General features: G+C 70.3%; 22 protein-coding genes and 1 pseudogene. 8 read left to right on the forward strand and 15 right to left on the reverse strand.

The window, feature by feature from the left end:
• Positions 1–178: 178 nt before the first annotated feature.
• On the reverse strand, positions 179–1468 hold the full coding sequence (locus G3I41_RS23390; RefSeq protein WP_203601535.1) for a haloacid dehalogenase-like hydrolase: 1290 nt from the start codon (positions 1466–1468) through the stop codon (positions 179–181).
• Between the two features lie 474 nt (positions 1469–1942).
• Between G3I41_RS23390 and G3I41_RS23395 the strand changes: the two genes are divergently transcribed.
• The 5 genes from G3I41_RS23395 (at position 1943) to G3I41_RS23415 (ending at position 7558) form a co-directional block, all read left to right on the forward strand.
• The gene (locus G3I41_RS23395; protein WP_164402353.1) at positions 1943–3856 is read left to right on the forward strand and encodes a GMC family oxidoreductase; all 1914 of its coding nucleotides are present in this window, start codon (positions 1943–1945) and stop codon (positions 3854–3856) included.
• 61 nt (positions 3857–3917) lie between these two features.
• On the forward strand, positions 3918–5060 hold the full coding sequence (locus tag G3I41_RS23400) for a ferritin-like protein (protein ID WP_164402354.1): 1143 nt from the start codon (positions 3918–3920) through the stop codon (positions 5058–5060).
• A 21-nt stretch (positions 5061–5081) separates the two neighbouring features.
• On the forward strand, positions 5082–5630 hold the full coding sequence (locus G3I41_RS23405) for a hypothetical protein (protein ID WP_203601536.1): 549 nt from the start codon (positions 5082–5084) through the stop codon (positions 5628–5630).
• Between the two features lie 15 nt (positions 5631–5645).
• Positions 5646–6563, forward strand: a complete 918-nt coding sequence (gene iolE / locus G3I41_RS23410; RefSeq protein WP_164402355.1) for a myo-inosose-2 dehydratase — start codon at positions 5646–5648, stop codon at positions 6561–6563.
• Positions 6564–6565: 2 nt separating this feature from the next.
• Positions 6566–7558, forward strand: coding sequence for a sugar phosphate isomerase/epimerase family protein (locus G3I41_RS23415; protein ID WP_203601537.1), 993 nt, complete (start codon positions 6566–6568; stop codon positions 7556–7558).
• A 242-nt stretch (positions 7559–7800) separates the two neighbouring features.
• Here G3I41_RS23415 and G3I41_RS23420 read toward each other — a convergent pair whose 3' ends face one another.
• From G3I41_RS23420 to G3I41_RS23440, 5 genes and pseudogenes are all read right to left on the reverse strand, one after another.
• Positions 7801–8667: a DUF3592 domain-containing protein gene (locus G3I41_RS23420; RefSeq protein ID WP_164402357.1), complete on the reverse strand. Its 867-nt coding sequence runs from the start codon at positions 8665–8667 to the stop codon at positions 7801–7803.
• A 67-nt stretch (positions 8668–8734) separates the two neighbouring features.
• Positions 8735–9844, reverse strand: a complete 1110-nt coding sequence (locus G3I41_RS23425; protein WP_164402358.1) for a hypothetical protein — start codon at positions 9842–9844, stop codon at positions 8735–8737.
• A 166-nt stretch (positions 9845–10010) separates the two neighbouring features.
• Positions 10011–10157 (reverse strand): annotated as a pseudogene (locus G3I41_RS36985) (carboxylesterase family protein); the annotation flags it as partial.
• A gap of 16 nt (positions 10158–10173) precedes the next feature.
• Complete coding sequence (locus tag G3I41_RS23435) at positions 10174–10800, reverse strand: DUF6000 family protein (RefSeq protein ID WP_164402360.1); 627 nt, start codon at positions 10798–10800, stop codon at positions 10174–10176.
• 167 nt (positions 10801–10967) lie between these two features.
• Positions 10968–11498 carry a GNAT family N-acetyltransferase gene (locus G3I41_RS23440; RefSeq protein ID WP_164402361.1) on the reverse strand — a complete coding sequence of 177 codons (531 nt, stop codon included), beginning with the start codon at positions 11496–11498 and terminating at the stop codon, positions 10968–10970.
• 142 nt (positions 11499–11640) lie between these two features.
• Here G3I41_RS23440 and G3I41_RS23445 point away from each other — a divergent pair, with 142 nt between their 5' ends.
• On the forward strand, positions 11641–12540 hold the full coding sequence (locus tag G3I41_RS23445) for an endonuclease/exonuclease/phosphatase family protein (protein ID WP_164402362.1): 900 nt from the start codon (positions 11641–11643) through the stop codon (positions 12538–12540).
• A 40-nt stretch (positions 12541–12580) separates the two neighbouring features.
• Here the strand turns inward: G3I41_RS23445 and G3I41_RS23450 are convergent, their stop codons facing one another.
• The 3 genes from G3I41_RS23450 to G3I41_RS23460 form a co-directional block, all read right to left on the reverse strand.
• Positions 12581–13567 carry an alpha/beta hydrolase gene (locus G3I41_RS23450; RefSeq protein ID WP_164402363.1) on the reverse strand — a complete coding sequence of 329 codons (987 nt, stop codon included), beginning with the start codon at positions 13565–13567 and terminating at the stop codon, positions 12581–12583.
• Positions 13568–13781: 214 nt separating this feature from the next.
• On the reverse strand, positions 13782–14627 hold the full coding sequence (locus G3I41_RS23455) for a helix-turn-helix transcriptional regulator (RefSeq protein WP_164402364.1): 846 nt from the start codon (positions 14625–14627) through the stop codon (positions 13782–13784).
• 78 nt (positions 14628–14705) lie between these two features.
• The gene (locus G3I41_RS23460) at positions 14706–15461 is read right to left on the reverse strand and encodes an SDR family oxidoreductase (protein WP_164402365.1); all 756 of its coding nucleotides are present in this window, start codon (positions 15459–15461) and stop codon (positions 14706–14708) included.
• A gap of 463 nt (positions 15462–15924) precedes the next feature.
• Here G3I41_RS23460 and G3I41_RS23465 point away from each other — a divergent pair, with 463 nt between their 5' ends.
• Positions 15925–16845 carry an SGNH/GDSL hydrolase family protein gene (locus G3I41_RS23465; protein WP_164402409.1) on the forward strand — a complete coding sequence of 307 codons (921 nt, stop codon included), beginning with the start codon at positions 15925–15927 and terminating at the stop codon, positions 16843–16845.
• A 101-nt stretch (positions 16846–16946) separates the two neighbouring features.
• Here G3I41_RS23465 and G3I41_RS23470 read toward each other — a convergent pair whose 3' ends face one another.
• A complete protein-coding gene (locus G3I41_RS23470; RefSeq protein ID WP_164402366.1) occupies positions 16947–17666 on the reverse strand; it encodes a TetR/AcrR family transcriptional regulator in 720 nt (239 codons plus the stop codon).
• Between the two features lie 129 nt (positions 17667–17795).
• Between G3I41_RS23470 and G3I41_RS23475 the strand changes: the two genes are divergently transcribed.
• Positions 17796–18743 carry an NAD-dependent epimerase/dehydratase family protein gene (locus G3I41_RS23475; RefSeq protein ID WP_164402367.1) on the forward strand — a complete coding sequence of 316 codons (948 nt, stop codon included), beginning with the start codon at positions 17796–17798 and terminating at the stop codon, positions 18741–18743.
• 98 nt (positions 18744–18841) lie between these two features.
• On the opposite strand, the gene G3I41_RS23480 is transcribed toward G3I41_RS23475, so the two are convergent.
• The 5 genes from G3I41_RS23480 to G3I41_RS23500 form a co-directional block, all read right to left on the reverse strand.
• Positions 18842–21937 carry an alpha-mannosidase gene (locus G3I41_RS23480; RefSeq protein ID WP_164402368.1) on the reverse strand — a complete coding sequence of 1032 codons (3096 nt, stop codon included), beginning with the start codon at positions 21935–21937 and terminating at the stop codon, positions 18842–18844.
• A gap of 64 nt (positions 21938–22001) precedes the next feature.
• Positions 22002–23180, reverse strand: coding sequence for a glycoside hydrolase family 76 protein (locus tag G3I41_RS23485; protein ID WP_343242214.1), 1179 nt, complete (start codon positions 23178–23180; stop codon positions 22002–22004).
• A 67-nt stretch (positions 23181–23247) separates the two neighbouring features.
• Positions 23248–24078: a carbohydrate ABC transporter permease gene (locus tag G3I41_RS23490; protein ID WP_164402369.1), complete on the reverse strand. Its 831-nt coding sequence runs from the start codon at positions 24076–24078 to the stop codon at positions 23248–23250.
• A 2-nt stretch (positions 24079–24080) separates the two neighbouring features.
• Positions 24081–25031, reverse strand: a complete 951-nt coding sequence (locus tag G3I41_RS23495) for a sugar ABC transporter permease (RefSeq protein WP_164402370.1) — start codon at positions 25029–25031, stop codon at positions 24081–24083.
• Positions 25028–26344: an extracellular solute-binding protein gene (locus G3I41_RS23500; protein WP_164402371.1), complete on the reverse strand. Its 1317-nt coding sequence runs from the start codon at positions 26342–26344 to the stop codon at positions 25028–25030. Before G3I41_RS23500 ends, G3I41_RS23495 begins: the two co-directional genes overlap by 4 nt.
• Positions 26345–26489 lie beyond the last annotated feature (145 nt).

Here is a 26489-nt window from a genome sequence, read left to right on the forward strand (position 1 = left end):
GCAAGTGCCGCACGGGGCACCGGTCCCGGCCGCATGCCGCTGAGGCACCGCCCGGCCGAGCTCCGCCGGGGCAGGGGACACCTTGCTCCGGCGGAGCTTCCGGCATGCGGCAGGGTTTCCCGGCGCAGGGCTGCACCGCCAGGCCGTGACAGCCGTCGGCAGGGGCGGCTCCACCCCGTCAGTACACCGTGTCCTGCTGGTCCGGTACGACGCTGCCGTCACCGCGCCGCACGGGGCCAAGGCTTCCGTCGGGCCTGGTGTAGGCGGCGGTCTCGCAGGGATAGGCCGTGGTCCTGCGGGGCAGCGGCTCGATGAACATGGGGTTCACGACCCAGCGGCCGTCGGCGTTGTCGTAGGCACGGCACATCACCTCGTTCTTGTTGCGGTTGAGCACCAGGTGCGCGCCCGTGGCATCGCCGACGAACGTCACGTCGGTGTCGGCGTCGCCGCCGCCGAGCGCGATCCGCCGATGAGGGGGCTGCTGGTTCCAGGCGGCCCGGCCGTGGATCCCGTAGATCTCCTGGTTGATCCAGCAACGCTTGCCGTCGATGTACGGGATCACCTCCCCCTCGGTGGCGCCCACCCCGCCGCAGCCTTCGTTGCTGGTCGTGATGCGGCCCTCGGAGTCGAGCACGGACCGGATGGCGACGGTGTGCGCCCGGTCGATTCCGATGCCGCGCGACCACACCTCGGTCACCGGTTCGGAACCCGCCGAGACGATCCAGACGTCGAATCCGGCCTTCTGGAGCGTCCGCACCAGGTCGCGCTGCTGTTCGTAGTACCGGACGTAGGCGGGAAGTACATGGGTGCCGACGGTGCGGGTCGCACCGACGGGCGCGGCCAGGGCCTCGGCGCGGGCGGCCTCGGTGTACGCGCGCAGCTCGGGGACGGTGTGTCCGGCGAACAGCTGCGGCACCCACGCGTACTGCGGGACGGTACGCCGGTGGTTCCACTTTCCGGCGAAGGCCGCTTCGCCGCTCATCGTTCTGCCGTTCTCGCGGATCTGGAGGATCTCGTCGGCGCAGCGGGCGTTGGTGGAGGTGGGCAGGGGTGTTCCCACGGCCACGTCGGTTCCGCAGGCATCGGTGAGGGCCGTGTTCGCGGTGCTGGTCAGCCAGGTGCTGGTGTCCTTCCAGCTGGCGGGCCGAAGGATCTTGTCGTGGCGCAGGGACCAGCTGATGGTGGCGTCGGTGACGTCGTTCTTGGTGATGGTGTTGTCCCAGTCGAACGCCGCGACAGGGCGCGGCCCGCCTCTCCCGCGGCAGGTGCCGCGCTCGTCGATCACGCGCTGCAACTGGGCCCTGTTGTCGCCGTACCAGGGAAGAGCGTCGGAGAGCTGAGGGCAGCGGGCCGTCGGCGTCACGGACACGCGAGCGGCCGGTGCGGCTGTCACGGGTCCGGCTGCGGCCGCGACCGCGAAAGCGGCCGTCACGGCCGAGGTCCACGCGAGAACAAGTCGGGTACGCATGCGTGTGGACGGTACATCAATGTTTCGGTGATGTAGAGGGGGCACGCTCCCGCCCGCAGGAGTCAACTGGCGTGCACAGCCGGGCCGGAAACGTCAACGGCTGAAAAATGGACAAGCACACCACGTCTCCGGGGGAGTGCTCTTAGGCTCAACCGACTTGTCAATCAGTTGAGTTGACTTTGGCGTGCTGATTACGTCCGATCGATGGGTTTCCCGGCGATATCCCAGCCGCGGTAGAGCGAATGACCGCGTCATATGCAAACCTCATGCCGAGGCCCTTCCCTCGTTCCCCTGCGGATCGGTGTGCGGCGTCAGGCGTGGGCCACCGCAGCAGGCGACCCTCCTGGGGCTCACGGGAATTCCTCATCGGCTCATCAGTGGACGCCGTATCGACTTGGGCAACTGGTGGGATTTCACCGGGCTGTTCGGCCCGAATCGGGGTGAGGCCACCCCCAGACACGACAAGGGGCATCAATGACGTCTTTCGACGATACGGACCCGGTGATTTTCCCGGCGGGTGCTGCGACGCAGACCAGTGCGGCCGAGGCCGCGAGAGGTGAATGGGATGCCGTGATCGTCGGCGGCGGCATGGCGGGTTCCATCGTCGCCGAGCAGCTGAGCCAGTCGGGCTACAAGGTGCTGATCGTGGAAGCCGGTCCCGGCAAGGACCTGGACCTCGCGGAGTACGAGTCGTACCTGACGCGGTTCTACGGTGCGGTCATCAAGGACAACCAGTCGCCGTACCCGTTCAACCCGAATGCCCGGATGCCCAGGAGCACCGACACCATGCCGGTGGATCCGGGCACGCCCCGAGACGAGTTCTACCTCGTGCAGGAAGACACGTACTGCTCGGACACCACGTTCACCCGAGTCCTCGGCGGCACCTCCATGCACTGGGAGGGGAAAGCGCTGCGCATGCTTCCCGAGGACTTCAACCTGCGGACCAAGTACGGGCAGGGGCTGAACTGGCCGCTCAGCTACGACGATCTGGAACCCTACTACCGGCAGGCCGAGGCCGAACTGGGGGTGGCCGCGGAAGTCGAGGACCAGGCGTATCTGGGAATGCATTTCCCGAAGGGGTATGTGTTCCCGATGCACCGCATGCCGCCGTCCTATCTCGACCAGACGGTCGCCCGAGGTGTGGACGGCATGCGGGTCAACCTGGCGGACGACGACTACACCCTCCGGGTGCGGAGTTTTCCGCAGGCCCGCAACGGCGTTCCGAACGCCGCGTACGACGGCGGAAAGGGCTTCGTCCCGGTCGGTGCGGTGAGCACCAACCAGGTGGAAGAGGGCGAGCGCTGCCAGGGGAACACCAACTGCGTCCCGCTCTGCCCCGTGCAGGCCAAGTATCACGCGGGAAAGACCCTGACCAAGGCGCTCAGCAAAGGCAACGTCAAGATCCTGACGCAGGCGGTCGCGTCGAAGGTGGAGGTCGACGAGCAGGACCGCCGGGTCACCGGGATCACCATCAAGAACTACCAGTCGCTCGAATCCAACAGCTACGAGACGTACACGGTGAAGGGCACCGTCTACATTCTCTGCGCGCACGCCATCGAGAACGCCCGGCTCATGCTGGCCTCCGGCATGCAGCGCATGAGCCGCAGCCAGCTGATCGGCCGGAACCTGATGGACCACGCGTACCTGCTGTCCTGGGGCCTGCTGCCCGAGCCGGCCGGCACGATGCGGGGCACGTCCTGCACGAGCGGAATCACCGACCTGCGCGGCGGTCGCTTCCGCGGCACCCAGGCGGGATTCGGCGTGGACATCCACAACGACGGCTGGGGCTGGGCGACCGGCTCGCCCTACACGGACCTGGTCGAACTCGTCGACAAACAGGGTCTGCACGGGAAGGAGTTGCGCCGGACCCTCGGGAACCAGATCTCCCGGCAGCTTCTGCTGGCCTTCATGATCGACCTGCTGCCCGACCGGAACAACACGGTCACCGTGGACGAGCGGTACAAGGACGCCCTCGACAACCTGAAGCCGGTCGTGTCGCTCACGATCCCGCCGTACACCATGCGGGGTGCCGCGTTCGCCCGCGATCTCGCGACCGACATCTTCGCGAAGCTCGGTGCCGAGGAGCGGACCCAGTACGACAAGGACCGCTACAGCGCCGTCGAGCACGAGGGCCAGTGGTACAACATCGTGGGCGGCAACCACCTCGCGGGCACCCACATCATGGGCACCGACCCGACGAACTCGGTGGTCGACCACACCCAGCAGTCGTGGGACCACGACAACCTCTACCTCGTCGGACCCGGCAGCCTGCCCTCGATCGGTACGTCCAACATCAGCCTGACCATGGCGGCGCTCGCCTTCCGCAGCTCCACCCACATCGTCAGGTACCTGCGCGCGGCGAAGGCCCCGGCCACCGTCCGCAGCTAAACGGCAAGAGACCCGCGGCCCGACGCATCCGGCCGCCGCCACCGCCCACGATTGGGGGAACATGTCCGTTGCACAATCGGAGCCGTCCCAGGACTCCAAGATCAAGACCATCGAGGAACTGCGCGAATACCTGTACAAGGGGCTCCAGTTGGAGCACGCGACGCTCCCGCCCTACCTCACCGCCCTCTACTCGCTGCATCCGGGGAAGAACTCTGATGCCTGGCACGTCATCAGGGTCGTGGCCGTCGAGGAGATGCTGCACCTCACCCTGGTCGCCAACGTCCTGAACGCCGTGGGCGGGACTCCGGAACTCACCAGGTCCGGCTTCGTGCCGAACTACCCGACACGCCTGCCGTGTGGTCCCGACGACTTCGAGGTGCATCTCCGGCCGTTCTCGCGCGAGGCTCTCGACACGTTCCTGAGGATCGAGAAGCCGGCGCCTGCCGCCAACGAGGAGGACAGGTTCGTCCCGATGGACTGGGCGGCCCTGGGGCTGGCGTCCGACGGCGTGGCGCCACCATCGGAGAAACTGGCGGAGATCGAGGAGTCCGGCACCGTCCTCGGCCTCGTCCCCGGAGAACCCACCCTGCGTTTCGCGAGCATCGGTGAGTTCTACGAGGAGATCATGCGGGGCATCAACCACCTGGAGGACCAGGCCCGGCAGGCGGGGACGACGATCTTCACCGGCGAGCCCGCTCGCCAGGTGACCCCCGAGTACTTCTACTCGGGTGGCGGCGATGTGATCGAGGTGACGGGGCGCGACACCGCGGTCGCGGCGCTCACCCTCGTCGCGGAGCAGGGCGAAGGGCTGCACGGCGGCATCTTCGACAGCCAGGACGAAATCGCCCACTACTACAGGTTCCAGCAACTGGAGAAGGGCCAGTACTACCAGAAGGGCGACCCGCCGGGTAGTCCTTCCGGCCCGGATGTGAACGTCGACTGGGATGCCGCGTATCCGGTGAAGCCGGACATCAAACTGGCGGATCTCGTGGGAGACCCGGAGATCCTGGCGGCGGCCGAGGAATTCAACCGGTCCTACGCCACTTTCCTGACCAACATCAACCTGGCCTACAACGGCCGGCCCGACCTGCTGCTCAAGGCGGTCTGGGAGATGTTCCGCATTCGCGACAGCATGAACCGGCTCATCCGCAACCCGCTCACCGGGCACGGGGGATTCCACGCCGGCCCGACATTCGAGATCTAGACCGTCGAAGGAGGAAACACCGTGACGCGAACAGCGACCACGGAAGAGGATCTGCGCGCATTCGTGAAGTTCTCTGCCACTGTCACCGGCTTCAGCGAGTTCGACCTGTGGGGAACCGGTCAGGCGGAGGCGTACCACGAAACGGTCGTGGCTCAAGAAGGGTCGGACGCGCTCCGGAACGCGATCTCGTCCGATCTCTCCGCCGTCCCCGCCGATCCGGTGGTGAAGAGCATCATCAAGCTCTGGTACGTCGGCGTCTGGTACGGCCCCGAACTGACGGGACGCGTGGACGTGGCGGCTTGGACGGCGCCCGGCCGCAGTGGAGCGAAGCCCGCAGTACCGGACGACAGCCAGCCCGAGGAAAGCCTGCCCTGGCAGACCGCGCCCGGACCGCAGCAGGCCGGAGAAGGCCGGGCGGAGGACAGCGGTGAGCGCACACCCCCGTTCGTCGTCTCCCCCGACGCCTACACCGAGGGCCTGCTGTGGCGGGCGATCGGTGCCCATCCGTCCGGTGCGAAGGCGCCGGGCTACGGGTCGTGGGCCACTCCGCCCGCACTCGAGAACCACTGAACGGAGAAGACGCGCATGACCAGCACTGTCCCGAACCTGGGCCCCGACAAGGTGTCGCTCGGCGTCACGCCGACCCTGTGGTGGAACGACGACTTCCCCCTGATCGACAACGGAATCCCGTTCGAGCAATGCGTGAGCGAGATGGCGCTCGCGGGATTTCAGGGCTGCAGTATCGGCCACAAGTACCCGGCGGAGGCAACCGTCCTCAAGGAAGCGCTCGACCTGCGCGGCCTGCAGGTGTCCGAGCCCTGGGTGAGTACGTATTTCACCATCGGTGAAAAGGACCGGACCGTCGAGAACTTCAAGAGGCAGCTGGAGTTCCTCAAGAAGGTGGGCGGTCACGACATCGTGGTCGCGGAGTTCGGGCAGTCGTCCCATCTGCAGCCCATCCCCGTCTTCAGGAACCGCCCGCACTTCACCGACTCGGACTGGCACCTCCTCACCGAGGGGCTCAACGACATCGGCAAGCTGGCCGCGGACAGCGGGATGCGGCTCTGCTATCACCACCACATGGGCACGGGCGTGCAGTCGGCCGCGGACGTCGACAGGCTGATGGCAGGCACCGACCCGGACCTCGTGCACCTGCTGTTCGACACGGGGCATCTCCAGCTCGCGGGTGACGACCCGCTCCGCACCGCGGAGAAGCACAAGCAGCGGATCAAGCACGTGCACCTCAAGAACGTCCGCGAGCCGGTTGCCGAGAAGGTGAAGAGCGACCACCTGTCCTTCGAGGAGGGCATCCGGCAGGGCGTGTTCACCGTGCCCGGAGACGTGGAAGGGATGATCGACTTCAGGCCCGTCCTCACCACCCTGGGGAACGCCGGCTACGAGGGATGGCTGGTCGTCGAGGCCGAGCAGGACCCGGCGAGGGCATGCCCGCTGAAGTACGCCAAGATGGCCCGCGCCTACCTCGCCGAAGTCCTGGGATGGTAGCCATGAGCGCGCGCGACATCTACCTCAGCTTCTTCATGTTCACCGTCAATCTGCACCCGGACGATCCCCGGTACACCGAGGTCGTCGTCCGGCACATGGAGAAGCTGCGGAGCATCGGGTACGCGGGGTTCGACATGCCCGTCTTCCCGAACGACACGGGCGACCCCCAAGGCGAGGTGCCCCGCTACGAAAAGCTCAGGGAGGCCCTCGACACGGCCGGTCTGGCCGACGTGGGCCTGACCACCAACGTGGCCACGACGCCGGCCTACGACCCCACGTCGCTGATCGCCGAGGAACGCGAGGCGGCGCTCGGCTACCTCAAGTCACGGGTGGACATCACAGCGGCTCTGCGCGGCACCATCATGGCGGGCCCCGTCCTGTTCCCGTACAACGTCTTCCCCACCGCCAACGGCAAGCCGCTGTGGAGTGACGCGCTGCAGGACTGGCTGCGGCCCCGATACGAGATCGCCCAGCCGCTCTTCGAGCAACTGGGCGCGTACGCGGCGGAGAGGGGCGTCCAGGTCGCCATCGAACCCGTCGACCACTGGGAGACCCCCGCCCCGAACATGGTGCGCGACGTACTCGACTTCCTGGCCGGCGTGAGCAGTCCGCACATCGGCGTGTGCGTCGACAGCTCCCACGTCGTCCTCGGCAGCAGCGGCCCGAAGGCGTACCAGCGAGACATCGAGGACGCCGCCGGCCGGCAGCGTCTGCACTACGTCCAGGTCTCCCCGCCGGACCGCGGCGAGGTCGCTGACAGCTGGATCCCCTGGCGCGAGTTCCTCGATCCCGTCCTGCCCGTATACGACGGGCCGTTGCTCATCGAAGTCTTCAACGCCATCCCGGAGTTCCTCGACTCCTTGCGGCTGACGCGGCGGAAGTTCTGGGTCCCCGGGGACGACCAGCCGGTAGAGGGCGTGCCGAGCGCGTACGACGTCGCCGAGGACGGAATCAAGAAGCTGCGCGCCGAACTGGCCCGCCTCGAAGGGAGTTGATCCCGGCGCCGGCCGGCCCTGACGCCGTGTGACGGCCCCGCTGGAGCCCTCCCGGTACCTGCCGGGAGGGCGGCCTGAGGTTACGGGCGGGGGCCGCTCGACCGCGCCATGCGTCATTCGACGGGTGCCCGGGCCGTGCGTCGGCTTGGCCGACGGTCAGAGGGTGATCGGCGCATCGGAGGCGGCGGCCGTCGTCCGGCGTCGCGCTGGTCGCGGAGCCGGCTCGGCCGGGGCGGTGGGCATCAGCCCACGATCAGGATCCCTCCCGCCACGGCCGCAGCGACCCCCACGAGAAGGGCCCCGACAGCGAACGCGATCTCGCTGACGCGGGAGCGGTGTTCGGCGGCGAGGTCCGTGGTGAAGACGTCCGGGTTGTCGGGGCGGTAGTGGATCGTGAGGTCCCGGCCGCGCGAGCCGGCGGGATCGCTCAGCCCTACGGTGCGGTAGGCGGTGACGGCGGTGCCGTCGTGGGTGGTGAAGGCGACGACCGGGGTGTGGCTGGTGGTGGTTCCGCTGTCCTCGTCGACGGTGACGTCCTTCAGTACGGCGATGACGCGGCCCGGGACCGGGCCGCCGGAGGCGAGGCTCTCGATGCGCGGGCGTGAGTCGCGTATGGCCCCGGGCAGGTAGGTCGCGCTCAGCAGCGTCCAGGGGACGCCGAAGCCGATGAGGGCCCACGGCCGGCCCCAGTCGATCGAGGCGACGACGACCAGCCCGACGTAGATGAGGAAGACCGCGAAGTTGGGCCAACCGAGCCCGCTCCGTCCGGCGTCCGGGTCCGTGGTGAAGCGGTAGGCGTGCGGACGGCCGGGCGGGTAGCGGATGCCGATCTCCCGGCCCGTCCAGGCCGTGCTGATCCGGTCGCCGCATTCGCCGTCGTTGGTGACGGTGAACTCCTGCCCCGTGGCGGGGTCGCGGAAGGTGACGACCACGGCGATCCCCTCGCGTGCCGAGCTCCCGTGCCGGGGCTCCGTGACCCGTTCGATCCGGCCCATGACGCGGACCGCCCGCTGGCCGCGGGTCACCCCGGCCAGCGACCGTCCGTATCCGACGACCGCTACGGCGCCGAGGACGACGCACCAGAGCGCCAGATATCCGTGCAAGCCCATCCGTGCTCCTCCTGGTCCGATAGCCTGCCCCGCCCGGCTCACCCGTTTCGTCCGGGCGCGCGTCCCGTCAGCGCGCCGAGAAGCGCCGCACGATCTCGCCGAGGCCGTTCGCCTCCAACGAGGCGGCGCCGTCGGCGCCGGCCACCCCGACTCGGAGGGTGAGGGCGCCGGACAGGCTCTCGGCGGTGAGCTGCCAGGTCCGCGGGGAGCGGACGCCGAGCGTGGTCCGGGCCTCCCGGACGAGGGCGGGGATGCGCGGGTAGGGCAGAGCGTCCAGGTCGAAGCCGGGTGCCTGCGAGCCCGTAGGGGTGAAGACGACGGTGAGGAGGCGGTCCTGCACGACGACGGTGAGAGCCCGGCGCTTTCTGCCGTCGCCCCTGGTGAGCGCGTCCACCGCCAGACGCAGCCGGCCCTCGTCGAACAGGGACTGTCCGGGGCCGAGGGCGACGGTGCCGGACGCGGCCGAGACGATCGTGGTGGACGAGGTGCCGGAGTCGGCGGTCCCAGCGGCCGAGGGGGGCCGGTCGGTAGGGTCTTCCGGGCCGAAGAGGTCGGCCCGGAAGAGGAAGACCACGCCGGCCGCTCCGAGCAGCAGGGCGAGGAGGGTGAGGTAGCCGCCGACGGCGCCGTCCCGGGGCGGCTCGTCGGTCAGGGCCGGGCCGGGCGCTGAATCGATGCGGGCCGCGGTCGCGCGGTCCTCCCATTCCGGTGTCGGGCGCTTCACCAGTTTCACCGCCCACGGCTGGTGCGGTGGGTACCGGACGACGACGATGCCGCCGGGCTTGTAGTCGGGCAGGTCGACGAGATTGACGGACTGGGTGGACTCGACGCGGTACGCCGGCCCGCTGTCCGGCGCGACGGTGAGGTCGAAGCGGACGGGCACGTCGCTGGTCTCACCCCCGGTGGCGCGCAGGCTCTCGATCCTGGCGAGCGCGGTGCGGGGGACGATGGCCGCCTCGCGTGCGCGCTCGGGCGCCCCAGCGGCGAGGACAAGCAGTCCGTACGCGAGGGGGACGGCCAAGCCGCCGACCAGCAGCGGAACGCGTTCAAGGACAGTGCCGACGACGAGGGCGGCGAGCGAGCTCCCGATCACCGCGCCCGTGAGGACCCCGCGGGCGAGGTCGAGGGGGGTGCGGCGCGTCGGCGGTCCGCTCGGAGGGGCCGGCGTGATCGTCATACCGAGATTGTGACGGCCCGGGCCACGGCCCGGTAGGCGTCCGGGCGGACTTGTCTCCCCCTCAACGGCGTTCCCAGGTCGGGACGTTGGCACCTCCCGAGCAACACAGGCAGGTCGCCGACCGCGATGACCGCTCCGGGCACCGGGAAACCGTGACCACTCGGCCACGCCGAAAGAGCCGGCCCGCGCCCGGGGAGGTGAGGTGCGCGCAGACCCTCAGGACACCCGCGGACTCACCGAACGGGGTGACGGAGCCGGGGTCCCCGCCGAACCGCGCCGCGTTCGCCCGTACCCAGCGCAAGGCAGTCTGCTGACCGGAGGGGGCTGTGTCATCGCCTCCTTGCCGTGCAGTGCTCGGTGGCCTCATCGACGAAGTCACAGAGTCGGCTGATGGCTTCATGGTGGCTGTCCGGCGTCCCGTGGTGTTCCTTGCGCGGTGGCCCGTCGATCCACTGCTGCCAGAGGCCGCCCGGGGCGAGTACGCGGGCTGCTTGATGGGTGCGGAGCTCGGCATCCAGGTGCAGGAGCGCACCCATGGCGGCTGACTGGTCGTAGAAGAGATCGGGCCGCCGCAGATAGCGGTCGAGGTAGGCAGCGATCAGGTCTGCGTCGGCACGGGTACCGAAGGTGGCGAGGGTGACGCAGTAGGCCGTGCCCGCGTAGCAGACCTCGCTGGCGAGCAGCAGTTCGCCGAGGCGTTCGCGGAACTCGGTTCTGCGTGCGACGGCGATGAGCCACGCTGCGGTCTTGCGCTCGCGCCACCCGCCTTCGAGCAGGACGGTCAGCTCGCGAGGCGTGATGACGCCGGCGGCCTTGCCGAGTCTCCGCGTGAACTTGGCGCGAGCAGGCGCGGCCATGCCCAGGGCCGCGCCCCCGAGCTTGAGGTAGCGCCGGTCGGGCGTGACATAGCGGCGGACGAGAGCGAGCAGCTCCCGGTCATCCTGGGCGAAACGCATGGCCGCATCATGTCCTGCGTGAGGACGCCCGACCAGTGCGTTCTCGGCTGCCCCCGACCGCCTTCGCGGGTCGCGGGACCCGGGGAAGGGACGGATCGACGATGATCCTCGCGTACGAGACGAGACGACGAGATGGGACGAGACGGGACCTGGTCCGGGGCCAGGCCCTAGCGGTGCTTGATGCCGGACTCCTGAACAGAGCCGCGTCGTTCCAGTTCCGTGATGGTGAGGCCGGGTGCGACCCGGCGCTCACCGACGGGCACGAAGCCGCGCCGGCGATAGAGCGCGAGCGCGGGCAGGTTCGCAGCGCCGGTGGCGACGATGGCCAGGTGCGCGGGCTCGATCGAGTCCAGGGCGTCGAGAAGCACGGTTGCGACGCCGCGGCGATGTGCGTCGGGATGGACCACCAGGCGGCAGATGTCCAGAGCACCGTTCGGCAGGCGGGTCCAGCCGACTGCTCCGATCAGTACCGACTCCTCGCGGATCCCGAGGAAGGACTCGTCGCATGCGCGCAGCTGATCAAGGGATTCGAGCAGGGGTGGCAGGCCGTCGAATCCGATGAGCCGTGCTTCGACCGCGTAGGAGGCCCGCTGGAGGTTCCACAGCTGCCGAAGGGTGTCGGCATCAGCCAGGTCGAGGCGCACCGGCTCGGAAAGGGGCCGGTGGGATGCGGCGGTGGCGTCGGGCTGGACGGTCATGCGGCGATTGTGCCAGAGCCGGAACGCTCGACCGGAGCCGGAGCACGACCGGGTGCTGCCTTGTGCCCGGGCTTCCTTCGGTGTGATGCCGCCAGCAGCTCAGGCGTTTCGTGCCGCATAAGCTCGTGCGGGGAGACCCCTCATGCGGGTGTGGCGAATCTACTTCCAGGAGCCGAAGGTGGCCGGAACAGGCGCGCGGTGGTTGGCGGGCACGCTGGTCATGGCGTGCCTGCTGCTCGCAGGCCCCAGCGTGTCGAACGGCGCCTACACGGCCGGGCCGCTGCCGGCCGGCGCTCCCAGGGAGGTCGTGCCGAACCGTGTCATGACCTGGAACATCTGCAACCCCTGCAAGGGCAGCGGGCAGAACGGCGGCAGGGCGGCGGAGATCGCCACGTACGCGCCCCAGGTCATCGGCCTGCAAGAAGCGTGCGTCGGTGATGTCCAGCGGATCCGGGACTATCTGCGGTACCGGTACGGACGGGTGTACCACGTCGAGTACGGATCGGTGCTGCCCAGTTGGAGCCGATGCGGGGGAGTCCCGTGGAGCCCCGGAGGGTTCGGCCAGGCCATCCTGTCGGCCGCTCCGATGACTGACCATGTCAACGTGGAGTATCCCCACGGCGGTTCCGAGGACCGTGGGTACATGGCCGTCACGACTCTCGTCGACGGCCGGCGCGTCCGGGTGTTCAACACCCACTTGGCGCAGCGCAGGCAGCAGGCGGTCCGTGCGGAGCAAGCCGGCGTACTGGCCAAGGCGGTCGTCCGGTACGACCGCGCGATCGTTCTGGGTGACTTCAACGCGGTGCCGGACGCCTCTGAACTCACCGTGATGTGGCGCATGGCCAGGGACGCGGACGCCGCGTGCGGTCCCTCCGGCGCGGGTCCGTGCGAGCCGACCACCGACTGGCGCAGCAAGTTCGACTACATCTTCCTTCGTGGCTTCGGCCCGCTGGAGCAACGGGTGCATCCCACCCCGTGGTCGGACCACGATCTGGTGCGGGCCGATCTGAGTGCCGACGTGTCGCGGCGGTCGGCGCGGTGATCTCGCGGCCCGGTTCATGGGGGCCGAAGCCGGTGTGGTCTCAGCCCCGCAGTGTGGCGAGCCACTCGGTGAGCAGGTCGTTGACCTCGTCGGGGCGTTCCTGCTGGACCCAGTGGCCGCAGCCTTCCAGGAGGTGGGAGGCCGACAGTCCGGGGAGTGTGGCGGGGTAGGCGTCGATCGCGTCGGACATCCAGGTGGTGGAGGCGTCCAGGGTGCCGCCGATGAACAGGGAGGGCTGTTCGATGGGGGCTCCCCGGTGGGGGGCGAGGTCCTGCCAGTCGCGGTCCATGTTGCGGTAGCGGTTCAGGGCGCCGGTCAGGCCGGTGCGTTCGAACTCCGAGGCGTAGACGTCGAGGTCTTCCTCGCTCAGCCACGCCGGGCGCCGTGCGGCGGGGAAACGGTCGCGCAGTCGGCCGCCGTGGGCGAGGAAGTGCGGGTCGGACTCGTTCCCCGCGGGCATGGTGTCGGCGGACAGGGCCGCGTAGAAGCCGGCGAGCCAGCCCCGGACGTCGGGTTCGATCTCCGACTCGGCGCGGCCGGGTTCCTGGAAGTAGGAGACGTAGAACTCCTGTTCAGGACCGCCTATCCGGCTGAAGACGTCGGTGGGGCGGGGGCCGCCGGGCGGTGCGTACGGGACGCTGAGCAGGCCGACCGCGCGGAACACGTCAGGGTGGAGCAGAGCGGAGGTGGCGGCGATGTTGGAGCCCCAGTCATGACCGATGACCACCGCGTTCTCCTCGCCGAGAGCGCGTACGACGGCGACGTTGTCCTCCACCAGGTCGAGCATGCGGTAGGCGTCGACGGCAGCGGGTTTGGAGGAGCGGCCGTAACCGCGTACGTCGATCGCCGCCGCGCGGTAGCCGGCCGAGGCGAGAGCCGGGAACTGGTGGCGCCAGGAGTACCAGGACTCGGGGAAGCCGTGGAGGAGGAGGACCAAGGGGCCGGTGCCCTGCTCCACCAGGTGCAGGCGCCCGGCTGGGCCCTGAACGGTGCGATGGCGGAGTGCGGCGGTCGGTCGGGATCGCATGGGGGCACTTCTCCTCGGTTCTCGGGGTGGCCGGTGGGGCTCCCCACGATCATGCGACGACCCGGCCGTTCGGCGCGATCAGCGTTGCCGTTTCGGCAAACAGGCATGAAGCGAGCGGTGTACTGACACCCACCCGGCGACGGTCCTCCAGAGCCCATCACGTCACCGACGTCGTCGTCACCGTTTCGCAGGACGACCGCGTGCGGCGGGGCTGTCAGGTGCCCGCGGACCGCGTGCCCAGCACCGGCAGCAGGCGCAGCTTCTCGTCGTCCGCCGAGCCGGGGGTGGCGGTGTACACGAGCAGCGCCTGGTTCTGCTCCGGGTCCAGCAGGACCTGGCACTGGAGGGTGAGGAGGCCCAGCTCGGGGTGGCGTACGAGCTTGGGGTCCACACGCGGGACATCGATCTCGTGGGCGCTCCACAGGGCCGAGAACTCCGGACTGCGTGCGAGCAGGAGATCGCGCAGGTGCTCGGCGCGCCCGCCCGCACCCTGGCGTGAGTACGCGGCTCGCAGGCCGGAGGTGAAGAAGCGGCTGTGGAGCGGGTGGTCCTCCTCCGGGTACAGCAGCCGGGCCGCGGGGTCGGTGAACCAGCGGTAGGTGAGGCTGCGTTCGGGTCCGGTGAACCGGGTCTGGTCGCCGAGGAGCGCGGTGGCCATCGGTGTCTGGGCCAGGGTCTCCGCCACATCGTTGATGACCTGCGCCGGGGTGTCGTCCAGCCGCCCGAGGATGCGCATCAGACCGGGCGTGATGTGGTCGGAGCGCAGGCTGCCGGGGCGGGAGGGCGTGTTGTGGCCGGCGATGCGGAACAGGTGGTCGCGTTCGGCGAGCGAGAGCCGCAGGCCGCGGGCGATGGCCGCGAGCATCGGCTCCGAGGGCTGCGGGCCGCGCTGCTGCTCCAGTCGGCTGTAGTAGTCGGTCGACATGCCGCTCAGCGCCGCCGCCTCCTCCCTGCGCAGGCCGCGGGTGCGGCGGCGCGGTCCGCGGGGCAGGCCCACGTCCTCCGGTTGCAGAGCTTCGCGCCGGGTGCGCAGGAAGTCCGCGAGTTGTGCTCGGTCCACGGTTCCAGTCTCCCTCGGGGCCCCGGTGCCTGACATCCGGGGCGCGGTGGCGGTAAGGCGCGGGTCGGCCCGGGGCCTTCAGAGCATCATGCCGCCCGATGCCTCGATGCGCTGCCCGGTGATCCAGGAGGTGCCTTCGGTGAGCAGCGCGGCGGCGGCGGCGCCGATGTCGTCGGGCTCGCCGGGGCGGCCCATCGCGGTGAGACCGCTCAGCACGGAGCGCATTCCCTCGTCGTCGCGGACCCCGCCACCGCCGAAGTCGGTGCCGGTGGCACCCGGTGCGAGGGCGTTGACCGCGATGCCGCGCGGGCCCAGCTCCTTGGCGAGGTAGCGGGTGAGGACCTCCACGGCACCCTTGGCCGCGGCGTACGCGGTGGTCGGTGCGGCGATGAAGCGGGTCAGGCCGGTGGAGACGTTGAGGATGCGGCCACCGTCCTTGATCAGGGGAAGCAGGGCCTGGGTGAGGAAGAAGACGCCCTTGACGTGGACGTCCATCAGTCCGTCGAACTGCTCCTCGGTGGTCTCCTCGAACGGCGCGTGCACTCCGTGTCCGGCGTTGTTGACGAGGACGTCGAGGTCGTCGCGGCCCCACTCCCGGGCCAGGGCGTCACGCACCTGTGCGGTGAAGGCGGGGATCCGGGCCGTGTCCCCGGTGTCCAGCCGCAGGGCGACCGCCGTACGGCCCAGCTTCCTGGCCGCCTCGACGACGGCCTCGGCCTCGTCGGAGTGCGAGCGGTAGGTCAGGATCAGGTCGGTACCGGCCTCGGCGAGGTGCAGGGCCGTGCTGCGGCCGAGGCCGCGGTTGGCGCCGGTGATCAGGGCGATGCGGGACATGGTGGCTTCCTTCGGATCCGGGTGCGGGCGAACCGGCCGGTCCGCCGCCTGCCCCTCAACGGTCGCGCGCCCCGGGACCCGGATGAAGGCCGCGGTTGTCCAGGGATCGCGGATCCCTGTCTCAGCGCCGGCCCCCGCCGTCCGCCCGCAAGCACGTCCACGTCCCGAGGCCCCGTCACACGTCGCGGTGCCTCACGGCGAGCACGGCGATGCGACCATGATCAGCGTCCTGTAGCCGGCCGCCGGGTACGCGACGCAGGGCAGGAACCGGCGACATCGACGCAGGCCCCCTCACCCCGCGGAGTTCGTCCGATCACTGGTCTCACGGCCTACTGGCGGGTATACAGGCGGGGTTGGGTCCGCCGGGCACGAGTCGCCGAGCGGCCGGGTGCCGTCTGGCGCTTCGTGCGCGCTGGTCACCGCTGCCCGACCGCGGATCACCGGGATCTCTGGGGAGGGCATGATGATGTACCGGACGCGTCGGGGCAAGGCCGTATCCAAGCGGCGCACCGCCGTCACGCTGGCCGCGCTGAGCAGCTGCGCGCTCACCGTCGGCCTCACCGGCACGGCCTCGGCCGCGCCGAGGGATGCGCACGGGACACCCCGCTCCACCTATGTGGCGCTGGGCGACTCCTACACGTCCGGCCCTCTGATACCCACGCAGGTGGACGCGAACTGTGCCCGCTCCGACCACAACTATCCGTCGATCACCGCGCGCGAGCGCCAGGTCACCTCGTTCACCGACGTGAGCTGCGGCGGTGCGACGACCGCCGAGATGTGGCAGGCGCAGGGCACCAACGGACCTCAACTGGACGCGGTGAAGCGCGACACGGATCTCGTGACCCTGCAGATCGGCGGCAACGACGTCGGTTTCGGCTCCATCATCGGCACCTGCGCCGGCCTCAGCGCCAAGGACCTCGCCGGCAACCCCTGCCAGCGGTACTACGGTGCCGCGGGCTACGACCAGTTGACGCTGAAGATCCTCCGGACAGCGCCCAAGGTCGCCCGCGTACTGAGGGAGGTGCGCAAGAGGGCCCCTCACGCGCGCGTGGTCGTCGTCGGCTACCCGGACCTCCTTCCCGACGACGGCACCGGCTGCTACCCCGATGTCCCGTTCGCCGCGAAGGACTTCCCGTACCTGCGGGACACGGAGAAGCGCCTCAACCTGATGCTCCGCGCGGTCGCACTGCTGAACCGGGCCGACTACGTGGACACGTACGGACCGACTGTGGGCCACGACATGTGCAAGGCACCCGCCGACCGGTGGATCGAGCCGCTGCGCCCCGCTGCGCCCGCCGCTCCGGCCCACCCCAACGCGAAGGGCGAGGAGGTCATGGCGCAGGCGCTCCTGAAGACCCTGGGCACGGGGCCCGGTCGCCACTGATTAATGAGGCGGACAGGCGGGCGAGCGGGACCCGAGGGCGGGTCCCGCTCGTGATCGATACACCTAGCCGCTGACCGGGTCCGACCCCGGGCGCCGACCGCCTACTCCAGGCCGAAGGCGTCCGCCAGCATGCCGCTCTGGGCCGCGAGCAGGGTCTCCCCGTCGTGGCCCATGCCGGCGAACTGCCCCGCCACCTCCAAGCCCACCGCTCCGTGCAACTGCGCCCAGGCCAGCACCGCCCCGGCCAGCGCACCGGCCGAGGCCCGGGCGTCCCCCGCGGCGTCGGGCGCGTACCGCGCCACCCAGGACCCCACGCCTGCGTCCGCCTCCAGCCACGCCGCCATCCGGTCCACCATCGAGGCCGCACGGGCCCCGGGGGAACCGCCCGCGAAGACCGGCAGGAACGGCCCGAGTGCGGCACGCGCGCGCTCCAGGGTGTCGTCGGGGGCCACATATCCGGGCACCGGGGAGCCCTGGATCAGCAGATAGCGGTGCGGCTCGGAGATCGCCCAGGCGCGGTAGGCCGAGGCCAGCACGTGCAGCCGCTCACGCGGGCTGCGGTCGCGCGCCGTTGCAGCCGCCTCGCCGATCGCGGTGGCGGCGTCGTCGTACGCGTCCCTGATCAGGGCGCTCAGCAGGTCGTCGCGGTTGGCGAAGTAGCGATAGAGAGCGGGGCCCGAGAGGCCCAGTGCCTTGGCGATCCGGGTCAGCGCGAGCGCCCCCGCACCCCCGTCGGCGAGCTGGCGCAGCGCCACTTCCTTGATCTCCGCCCGGGTCTGCTCCCGGTACCTGGCCCGGGGCCCCTGCTGCGTCTCCGCCATTCCCGGCCCTTTCGCTAGGCAAGCTCACTCCTGTTATGGAGTCTAACAAGAGTTGTTGCGACGCCTCATTGCAAGAGTTACAGTCCATAACGAACGCGATTGGCAGTCACTTCGATCCCGGGAGTCCTCATGGCCGCAGCACACGACCTCCACGCAGTCCTCGGCGCCGGACCGGCCGGCACCGCGCTCGCGGCGGAGCTGGCCCGCAGGGGCCACCGGGTCCGCCTGGTGGACCGGAGCGGCGGCGGCGACGCGCCGGGCGGAGTCCAGCGGTTCGCCGCCGACGTGTCGACGGCGGAAGGAGCGCGGGCCGCGCTGGACGGGGCGGCGGTCGCCTACCACTGCCTGAACGTCGGCTATCACCTCCAGGTCGAGGTCATGCCGCGCATTCAGCGGTCCGTCCTGGCGGCGGCCGAGGCGGCCGGCGCGCGGCTCGTCGTCCTCGACACGCTGTACCCGTACGGCGAAACACACGGGGCGGTGATGACCGAGGACACCCCCTGGAACGCGACCTCCCGCAAGGGCCGCATGCGCGCGGAGCTCGACACCCGCTACCTGGCCGCCCACGACGAGGGCCGGCTGCGCGTCGTGCTGGGCCGGTCGGCCGACTTCGTCGGACCCGGCGTCCTCAATTCCACGCTCGGCGGTGCGGTGTTCCCGGCCGCGCTGACCGGGGGAGAGGTCCCGGTGCTCGGCGACATCGACCTGCCGCACAGCTACACGTACATCGGGGACGTGGCGGCGGGCCTGGCGACGCTCGGCGAGAACCCGGACGGGGACGGCCGCGTCTGGCACCTGCCCACGGCGCCCGCGCTCACCAGCCGCCAGATCATGGACCTGGTGGGGGAGCGCGTCGGCCGCCCCCTGAACCTCACCGTCGTCACCGAGCCGCGCCCGTTCGGTCCGTTCGACGAGGTGTTCATGGCGGAGTACGCCGAGATGTTCTACCAGCACACGGAGGCACAGATCCTCGACTCGAGGGCCATCGAGAAGGCGTACGGTCTCGTCCCGAACCCGATGCCGGCCACGATCGACGCCACGCTCGCCTGGTACGGAGAGCTGCTCGCCGCGCACTGAGCGACGTCCCGCGGCAGGCGACCCCGGTGCGGTCCCCGACATCGAGGTGCCCCCGGAGCCCCGGAGCCCCTTAGGGATTCCGGGGCCGAACGGGCGGTCTAGAGCCGCAACAGCACCGCGCTCGTGCCCAGCACGGGTACGTCGACGGTCAGGACGCCCTCGGCGTCCGGCCTCAGCAGGTCACCGGCGGCGCCGAGGTAGTCGGCCGCGCGGGCCTCCGCGACCGGGAAGCCGGGGGTGATCCGGCAGGCGACCGGCTCCTCGGCGAAGGACTGGAGCCGCACGAGTACCCGACCGGGCGCCGGCACGGTGAGCCCCAAGACGCGCACGCGCCGGTCGCCGACCGTCAGCAACGCGTACGACGCCTCCGGGGCCGCGCTCTCCTCGCCCAGCGCGCGGACGGCGAGCAGCGGACGGCTGCCCGCGGCAGCGGTGTGCATGCCCAGAACGGGCCCGCTGGTGTGCGGGGCCTGTCCGAAGCCCACGCTGTAGCGGAACACGTGGTCGAACGCCTGCTCGGAGGGGAAGTTGGTGTCCCAGATGTTGTTGTGGACCCAGGAGAAGAGCGTGCCGGGCTCGTCCTGGGCGAGCGACTGCGGATAGGGCGCGTACGGGACGGCGATGCCGCCCACCTGGACGAGCGGCGCGTCCTGCGTGGACACGGCCGCCACCACCGCGTCCTCCTCGAAGCTCACCCAGCGGCGTACCGCGCGCATGTGCTGCGCGGACCCCGGCACGACCGGCAGGCCGGTGCCCGTCATACCGCCGGTCGCCTCCATGCGGACGGCCGGCCGGTGCATCGCGAAGGGGAACGCGAAGAACGCGCTCTCCTTGGTGAGCGTCGCGGGCTTCACGATCCGGTTCTCCAGATCGATCCGGGCCTGTCCGTGCGGCAGGTGGACGCGCACCCGCAGCCGCTCGGTGCCGGCCGGAGCGCACTCGTAGACCAGCGTCTCACCCGTGGCGTCGCGGAAACGGTCCACCAGCGCGGCCGGAGGCGCCGCCGTCCGGGAGGCGAGGAGGTGCATCGAATCGTCCGCCGTGGTCTTGCTCGACTGGTGGTTGAAGCCGCCCGCCGTCGCGTACTCGTCGTACAGGTAGCCGTTGAGCCCCACCGTCGCGTCCTGCCGCACCAGCTCCCGGCCGGTGCGCTTGTCGACGACCGAGCCGATCCAGGCCGCGCGCAGGTCCACGCTCACCCGCAGGAACTCGTTCTCCAGGACCGCCGGATCGCCGGCGTGCCCGCCTTCGGCGGACGGCGCCTCCTCCCGGGCGTCCGCGACGACGTCCACCCGTACCGCACCGTGCGCCGGCACCTCCGCGAGCCGGAACAACAGGAAGCGGCCGGCCGCCCGGTGCAGCTCGTTGGCCTGGGCCTCCTCGGTGTGCTCCAGCACCGAACCGTCGCGCGCGTCGAGCACCCGGACCGGGTCCTCCAGCGCGACCGTGCTCTCGGGAAGGAACAGCCGGACCGTCTCCGACCGCGGCCAGCCGCACGTATTGGCCACGTAGAAACCGGCGAGCGCCCCCTCGCGCGGGGAGAGCCGGCCGCCGAGGGCCGCGCCCGCGCCGTCCAGCAGCGTCTTCGCGTCGTCGTGGGCGCGCAGTGCCTGGGCGTACTTCCAGTGCCACTGGCGCTCGCCGGACGCGTGCCCGTGGTCGCCGTGGGTCCAGGGATCGCCACCGCCCCAGGTGTGCTCGTTGAACAGGGAGGCCGCCCGGTACACGTCGGGGGCCGAGGCCGTGGTGCCCGCACCGGCCGCGCCCAGGATCTCGGCGTGTCCCGCGACCGTCTGGGCATCCGCCAGCGCCGCCTGACCGTCGCGGGTCGCGGCCAGGGGGACCGCGCCGGCGCCCACGCCGTCCACCCACCAGTCGCTCCAGTCCCCCTCGAAGGTCTCCAGCCGGTCCCCGTAACGGTCCTCCGCGTCCACGAAGAAGTCCTCGTTGCGTGAAGTCCGCAGAACGGGGAAGGCCCACTCCTCGTTCCACCGGCGCACGGTGTCGGCGATGATCCGGCGCGGCGGCCCGTTGTCCGCGAACTTGCCCAGCACCCGCAGATGCAGTACGTCCCACGGGTACGGATCGCCCTTGAACTCCTCGTCCAGGACAGGGAAGCCCGGAATGCCACGGCCCTCGTGCGGGTACTGACGGGTCGCCAGCGCCGAGAGGTAGTGCGGCAGGAGATCGTCCACCCGGTCGTAGGACTCGTCGAACCCGAGGATCGAGCCCTCCATGTACGCCAGCCCGTGCGGGGTGTCGGTGCGCCACACCAGGACGCTGCGTCCGCCCGGCGCGCGCCACCGGAACAGCCGGGGCAGCGACCCGCCGCCGGTGTGGTGCGGCACCGCGCGGCCCGCCCAGTTGTGGGCGACGGAGAGATAGCGGATGCCGCTGTCGGCGAGGACGTCGGGCAGGCCCACGACCTGACCGGGGACATCCGTCTGCATCGCCGTGGTGACGTCGATGCCGTGCCGGGCGCGCAGCTCCCGTACCGGGCGCAGCAACTCGTGCAGTTCGTCCGTCGAGCAGGTTTCCGTGTGCAGGTTGAAGGGCATCGCGGTCAGCTCGATGCGCCCCTGGCGCACCCGCTCCAGGAACTGTGCGACCTGCTCCGGCGGACGGTTCGCCGACCAGTTCTCGAAGCTGAAGAACCCCTCGACGGCCCAGCGGAACTTCGACGCGTCGGGCCGGTCGTCCGTCGAACGGCACAGTTCGAGCAGGGAGTCGAGGTACTTGCGGCCCTCGGCGAGCACAGTGCCCTGAGGATCGGTGTAACCGATGTCGAGATGGGCGTGCTGAACCAGGTGCAGCGTCCAGTGCCGCTGCGGGGTCAGCAGCACCTCGACCCGCTCACCCGGAGCAAGGTCCGGCAGCTCGACCAGCACCGGCAGCGGAGCGTCCACCTCGGGGACCAGCAGGCGGATCTCACCGGCCGGCCCGGGTATCAGCTCGCTGCGGACGGAGGTGCCGGACAGGGTGGTGACCACGGCCCGGCCGACGGGGCGGCCGGCCCGGATCCGCACGGACTGGAGGAGCCCGCCGTCGCCGTCCCGGCGCAGCAGAGGTTCGCAGGAGAGCCGGACGGGGTGTCCGCCGAGGACACCGGTGGCGCTCACGCCGCGGTCGCGCAGGATGTCGCGGGCGATGTCGGAGTCCCACCAGGAGGGGCGGGACAGATGGGGGCGGGGCATGGAGAGGGTTCTCCGCTCTGGCAGGGTGCCGGTTCGGTGCGTGGGGCGGGCGGGGAGGTGCGGGTCAGGGGGCGTCGGTGGCGAGGCCCGCGAAGATCTGGACCATCGCGGACTGCTCAAGGGTCTCGGCGGAGGCGGACGGGTCGTAGTCGCCGCCGCCCGAGGGCTGGAAGCGGAAGAGACCGGTGGACGGATCGCGGTTCTCCTTCCACACGCGTTCCGCGTAGGCGCTCTCGGTCTGCCGGTAGGCCGGGTCGTGACGGATCCCGTCCAGAACGCGGAGGTTGTCGAAGTAGATCGCGTTGAAGACCGCCGGCTGGTCGTGCAGGCGCTCGCCCTGCTTCCAGTACGCGAGCGACCCCTCGGCGTCCTCCACGGCGCGCTGGAGATACGAGCGGTCCCCGGTGGTCTTGTAGAGCGTGGCCGCGGTACCGACCATGGCCCCCGAGTTGTACGTCCACAGGGTGGAGTTGACGGAGCCGTCGTCGCCGAGGCTGTTGCGGTACAGCCCGGGGGACTGGCGCAGACACGACCAGTTCCACTCGTACCACCGCTGCGCGCTCGTCAGGTAGCGGCTCTCGTGGGTCTCCTGGTGGAGCCGGGCGGCCAGCTCCGCGGCCAGGCCCGTGACGTTGGCGGCGCGCATGTCGTTGGCCGGCGAGTCGACCCAGTGCATCCCGCCGGGGCATTCCCTGGCCGGGTCGTCGTCCCAGCCGCGGCTCACGATGTCGAAGGTCCGCTCGGCCCGGCGCAGGTAGACGGCGTCGCCCGTGGCCTCGTACTGGTCCAGCAGGGTCAGCCCGACGACGGAGTTGTCGTCGTAGAAGACGTCACCGCCCTGCCCGAGCGGAGCCGGGAGGTACGAGTCGTAGCCGGGCCGGCCGTCGCGCGGTTCGAAGTACAGCTCCAGAGTGGTGAAGCGCTCCGCCGCGTCCGCCGTGTAGCGCCTGCCCGATCCGGGAAGGCCGGCCACGTCGACCGTCGCGGCGGCCGCCTCCCGCATCGGCCAGAGGTAGGAGTGGGCGTTGTCTGCGCTGCGGTGCGGTGTCGCCTCCTGGTAGAGGCCGTGGTCGTTCGCACCCTGGTACAGGTGATGCTGGAGCGCGTCGTACGTCCGCGTGGCCCGGGCCTTCCAGGGGCCCGCCGCCGGGTGTGAGGCCGCGAGGGCGGGGGAAGGGCACAGGGCGGCGCAGAGCAGCGGTGCCGCGGCCAGGGCGAGAGCGGTACGGGCAGAGAGTTTCACCGGGATGCCTTTCGGGGATCGGCTCGGGGCGTCCGTGCGGGAGGTCCGCACGCGGGTACGGCACGGCTCATCCGAGCTTGAGGCTGCTGACGAAGAACCGCTGCGCCGCGAAGAAGAGGACGACGGTCGGCAGCGAGACGAGCAGGGCTCCGCCGAGGACGACCGGGGGCCCCACGTTGGAGTAGTTGCCCTGGAGTTCGGCGAGTGCGGCCATCACCGGCCGGATGTTGCGGCTCGTGGACAGGGTGATGCCGAAGAGCAGGTCGTTCCAGACGGCGACGAACTGGAAGACGAACGCGGCGATCATCGCGGACCGGGACAGCGGTACGTGGATCTGCCAGAACACCCGCCACCAGGAGGCACCGTCGAGCCGCGCCGCCTCGATCACCTCGGTGGGCAGCGTCTGGGCGAAGTTGCGCATGATGAAGTACGCGAACGGGATGGCCACCGCCGCGTAGATGAGGAACAGCCCGATCTGCGCGTCGTACAGGCCGGTGTTCGCGTACGCGAGGAAGAGCGGTCGCAGGAAGACCTGGAGGGGCAGCAGGGTGCCCGAGTAGATCAGCCAGAACCACAGGGTCTTGCGCTTGACCGGCATGATGACCGTGGCGAACGCGGCGGTCGTGGCCACCACGATGGCCGCGGCCGAGCTGGTCACCGCGTAGAGCAGGCTGTTGCCCATCGCGGGACCGAGCCTGGCCCGCGACCATGCCTCGGACATGTTGTCGAACAGACCGAATCCTCCGTGCGGCAGCCAGTGCGGCGCACCGCCGTATTCGGCGGCCGGCACCAGCGCGTTGACCAGGAGCAGCCAGGTCGGTACGGCCCAGAGGAGCGAGACGACCACCAGAACGGTGTTGCGGACGGCGGTGCCGGCGGAGACGCGGCGTAGGGACATGCTCAGGCGCCTTTCGGAGTGAGCTGGCGCCGCAGGTAGAGCCAGGAGGCCAGCAGCACGATGACGGTGAGGACGACGGCGACGGCCGCTCCGGCGCCGGGGCGCAGGGCGAGGAAGGTCTCCTGGTACATCGAGACCGCGAGCGTCTCGGAGCTGCGGCCCGGCCCGCCCTGGGTGAGGACCCAGATCAGGTCGAACGACTTCAGCCCGTTCACCAGACTGCTGCCGACGACGATCACGGACACGGTCCGCAGCTGAGGCAGGACCACGTACCAGAACTTCCGGATGCCGTCGGCGCCGTCGAGCGACGCGGCCTCCAGGGTCTCCGGGGGGATGGTCTGCAGGCCGACCAGGAAGAGGATCACGGCCACCCCGGTGGCCTGCCAGGTGTTGGCGACGATCATGACGAGGGTGTTCCCCGGCCACTCCAGCAGCCAGCCCTGGGCGAACGACCCCAGCCCCAGCGCGTCGAGCGCCTGGTTGGCCGCTCCGTCCGTGGTCAGGAGGAAGTTCCAGACGACGGCCACGGCCGAGCCGGAGATCGCGTACGGCAGGACCACCAGCAGCCGCGCCACCCGGGACCACCCGGAACCGTTCGTCATGACGGCGATGGCGAGCCCCAGGACGAGCGGCAGGGCCACCGTGCCGACCACCCACATCAGGGTGTTCTCCACGGACTTCGCGAGCACCGGGTCGCTGAAGAAAAGCCCGTAGTTGGTGAACCAGGTGAAGCCGGAGACCCGGCTGTCGCTGAAGAAGCCGCGGTACAGCGTCATCACGAACGGGGTGAGCAGCAGGCCGGCGACGAGCAGGACGGCCGGGGCGAGGAAGCCCGCCGAGGCGAAACGGTCCCTGAGCCCGCGCGAGGGCTTGCGGGCCGGGGGAGCGGGCGGGGTGCCGGGAGCGGGGGAGGCGCCGGCCCGGGTGCGGCGCGCGTCGAGGGCGGATGTCATGACTCGTCCTTGTTCCACGCGGCCCACTCCTTGGTGGCACGGCCCGCCATGCTGCGCAGCGTCGCCTCGGGCGACAGGGCGTGCGTCATGAAGGCTCCCAGGTCATCGGTGTTCCCCTGCATGAGATTGGGCGGACCGGACTGCCCGTAGCGGGGCAGCTCGGTCCAGCGCTCGTCCAGGGCCCGCTTCCTGAGCCGGGCGAGCACCGGGTTGGAGGTGACCGCCTTCGGGTTGGCCGAGCCGTCCTGGAGGAAGTCGGTCCACACCCGCTGGACCGAGGGGTGCAGCCAGTGGCCCGCGTTGGCCATCGCGGCGTCGTGCGACACGGCCTTCTCCGGGACGGCGAGCACGCCCGCCTCGGTGATCACGGAACGCTTGGTGGAGGTGTCGACGGGAGGCAGGACGAAGGCGTCGAAGTCCTCGCCCGGCTTCATCCCGGCCGCGGCCAGCCCCTGCGACTGCCAGGAGCCGTGCAGGAACATGCCGACCTTGCCCGTCTTCAGCGCGGCCGGACCGTTGTTCTGATCGAAGTCGGCCGGGGTCATCCAGCCCTTCTTCATGAAGTCCTGCCAGATCTGCATGGCCTTGTGCGCCTGCGGGTCGGTGTACCGGGCCCGCCCCGCGATCAGATCCGCGTAGAACACCGGGTCGACCTTGCTGATCAGCTCCTCGAACCACTCGTAGGCGGGCCAGTTGCCGCTCTGCGTGGCGACGAACGGAACGACACCGGACTTCTTCAGCACCTCGGCCGTGTGCAGTAGCTCGTCCCAGGTCTCGGGCGCCCGCAGGCCGTGCTTGTCGAACACATGGGTGTTGTAGAAGAGCACGTAGTACGACTGGTAGAGAGGCATCCCGTACACGGCGCCCCGGTAGGACATCGAGTCGCGAAGGGACTTGGTCACCCAGCCCTTGCGCTCGTATGCCTCCCACAGCCGCGTCAGGTCACTGAGGCTGCCCGTGCGGGCGAGCTGTTTCAGGTTGTAGCCCGACTGCCACTTGATCAGATCGGTCGCCTTGGTCGTCTGCAGGGAGATCTGCGTGACCTGGGTGTACGCGGTCGGATTCGGGTTCGACAGGGGGCGCAGGGCATAGCCGGTGAGCTTCTTCAGCTCCCGTCCGGCGGCCACGTAGCCGTCGTCCCAGGTCGCGTTGTCGTTGGCCAGGGACGTCGTCCCCGGCTTCGCCGCAGTGCTGTCGCCCCGCGCGCAGCCACCCGCCAGTGCGGCTGCGGCACCGGCCCCGAGGCCGGCCAGCACGGTGCGCCGGCGGAGCGGGTGAGACGACCGCTCTGTCGTCTCGCCGGTTGATCTCATGGGCTCACTTCCCTCTGGACCCGCTGGGGGTCCCTGGCTCCGGTGTTCGGTGGAGAAGCCACCGGAAGCGTGTACGGCGTGCGTTTCCGCGCTTCGGGTTGCGAGGATGTTAACGACACCATGTGACCGAAACAAGAGGTTCTTC

The sequence above is a fragment of the Streptomyces sp. SID9727 genome, assembly GCF_010550605.1.
Classification (GTDB): Bacteria; Actinomycetota; Actinomycetes; order Streptomycetales; family Streptomycetaceae; genus Streptomyces.

Coding starts and splice junctions, on each gene's coding strand:
- G3I41_RS23500 (WP_164402371.1), bottom strand. CDS start 26,344: ATGAGATCAACCGGCGAGACGACAGAGCGGTCGTCTCACCCGCTCCGC.
- G3I41_RS23395 (WP_164402353.1), top strand. CDS start 1,943: ATGACGTCTTTCGACGATACGGACCCGGTGATTTTCCCGGCGGGTGCT.
- G3I41_RS23475 (WP_164402367.1), top strand. CDS start 17,796: ATGGCCGCAGCACACGACCTCCACGCAGTCCTCGGCGCCGGACCGGCC.
- G3I41_RS23450 (WP_164402363.1), bottom strand. CDS start 13,567: ATGCGATCCCGACCGACCGCCGCACTCCGCCATCGCACCGTTCAGGGC.
- G3I41_RS23435 (WP_164402360.1), bottom strand. CDS start 10,800: ATGCGTTTCGCCCAGGATGACCGGGAGCTGCTCGCTCTCGTCCGCCGC.
- G3I41_RS23390 (WP_203601535.1), bottom strand. CDS start 1,468: ATGCGTACCCGACTTGTTCTCGCGTGGACCTCGGCCGTGACGGCCGCT.
- iolE (WP_164402355.1), top strand. CDS start 5,646: ATGACCAGCACTGTCCCGAACCTGGGCCCCGACAAGGTGTCGCTCGGC.
- G3I41_RS23460 (WP_164402365.1), bottom strand. CDS start 15,461: ATGTCCCGCATCGCCCTGATCACCGGCGCCAACCGCGGCCTCGGCCGC.
- G3I41_RS23480 (WP_164402368.1), bottom strand. CDS start 21,937: ATGCCCCGCCCCCATCTGTCCCGCCCCTCCTGGTGGGACTCCGACATC.
- G3I41_RS23440 (WP_164402361.1), bottom strand. CDS start 11,498: ATGACCGTCCAGCCCGACGCCACCGCCGCATCCCACCGGCCCCTTTCC.
- G3I41_RS23415 (WP_203601537.1), top strand. CDS start 6,566: ATGAGCGCGCGCGACATCTACCTCAGCTTCTTCATGTTCACCGTCAAT.
- G3I41_RS23490 (WP_164402369.1), bottom strand. CDS start 24,078: ATGTCCCTACGCCGCGTCTCCGCCGGCACCGCCGTCCGCAACACCGTT.
- G3I41_RS23425 (WP_164402358.1), bottom strand. CDS start 9,844: ATGACGATCACGCCGGCCCCTCCGAGCGGACCGCCGACGCGCCGCACC.
- G3I41_RS23400 (WP_164402354.1), top strand. CDS start 3,918: ATGTCCGTTGCACAATCGGAGCCGTCCCAGGACTCCAAGATCAAGACC.
- G3I41_RS23470 (WP_164402366.1), bottom strand. CDS start 17,666: ATGGCGGAGACGCAGCAGGGGCCCCGGGCCAGGTACCGGGAGCAGACC.
- G3I41_RS23495 (WP_164402370.1), bottom strand. CDS start 25,031: ATGACATCCGCCCTCGACGCGCGCCGCACCCGGGCCGGCGCCTCCCCC.
- G3I41_RS23445 (WP_164402362.1), top strand. CDS start 11,641: ATGCGGGTGTGGCGAATCTACTTCCAGGAGCCGAAGGTGGCCGGAACA.
- G3I41_RS23420 (WP_164402357.1), bottom strand. CDS start 8,667: ATGGGCTTGCACGGATATCTGGCGCTCTGGTGCGTCGTCCTCGGCGCC.
- G3I41_RS23465 (WP_164402409.1), top strand. CDS start 15,925: ATGATGTACCGGACGCGTCGGGGCAAGGCCGTATCCAAGCGGCGCACC.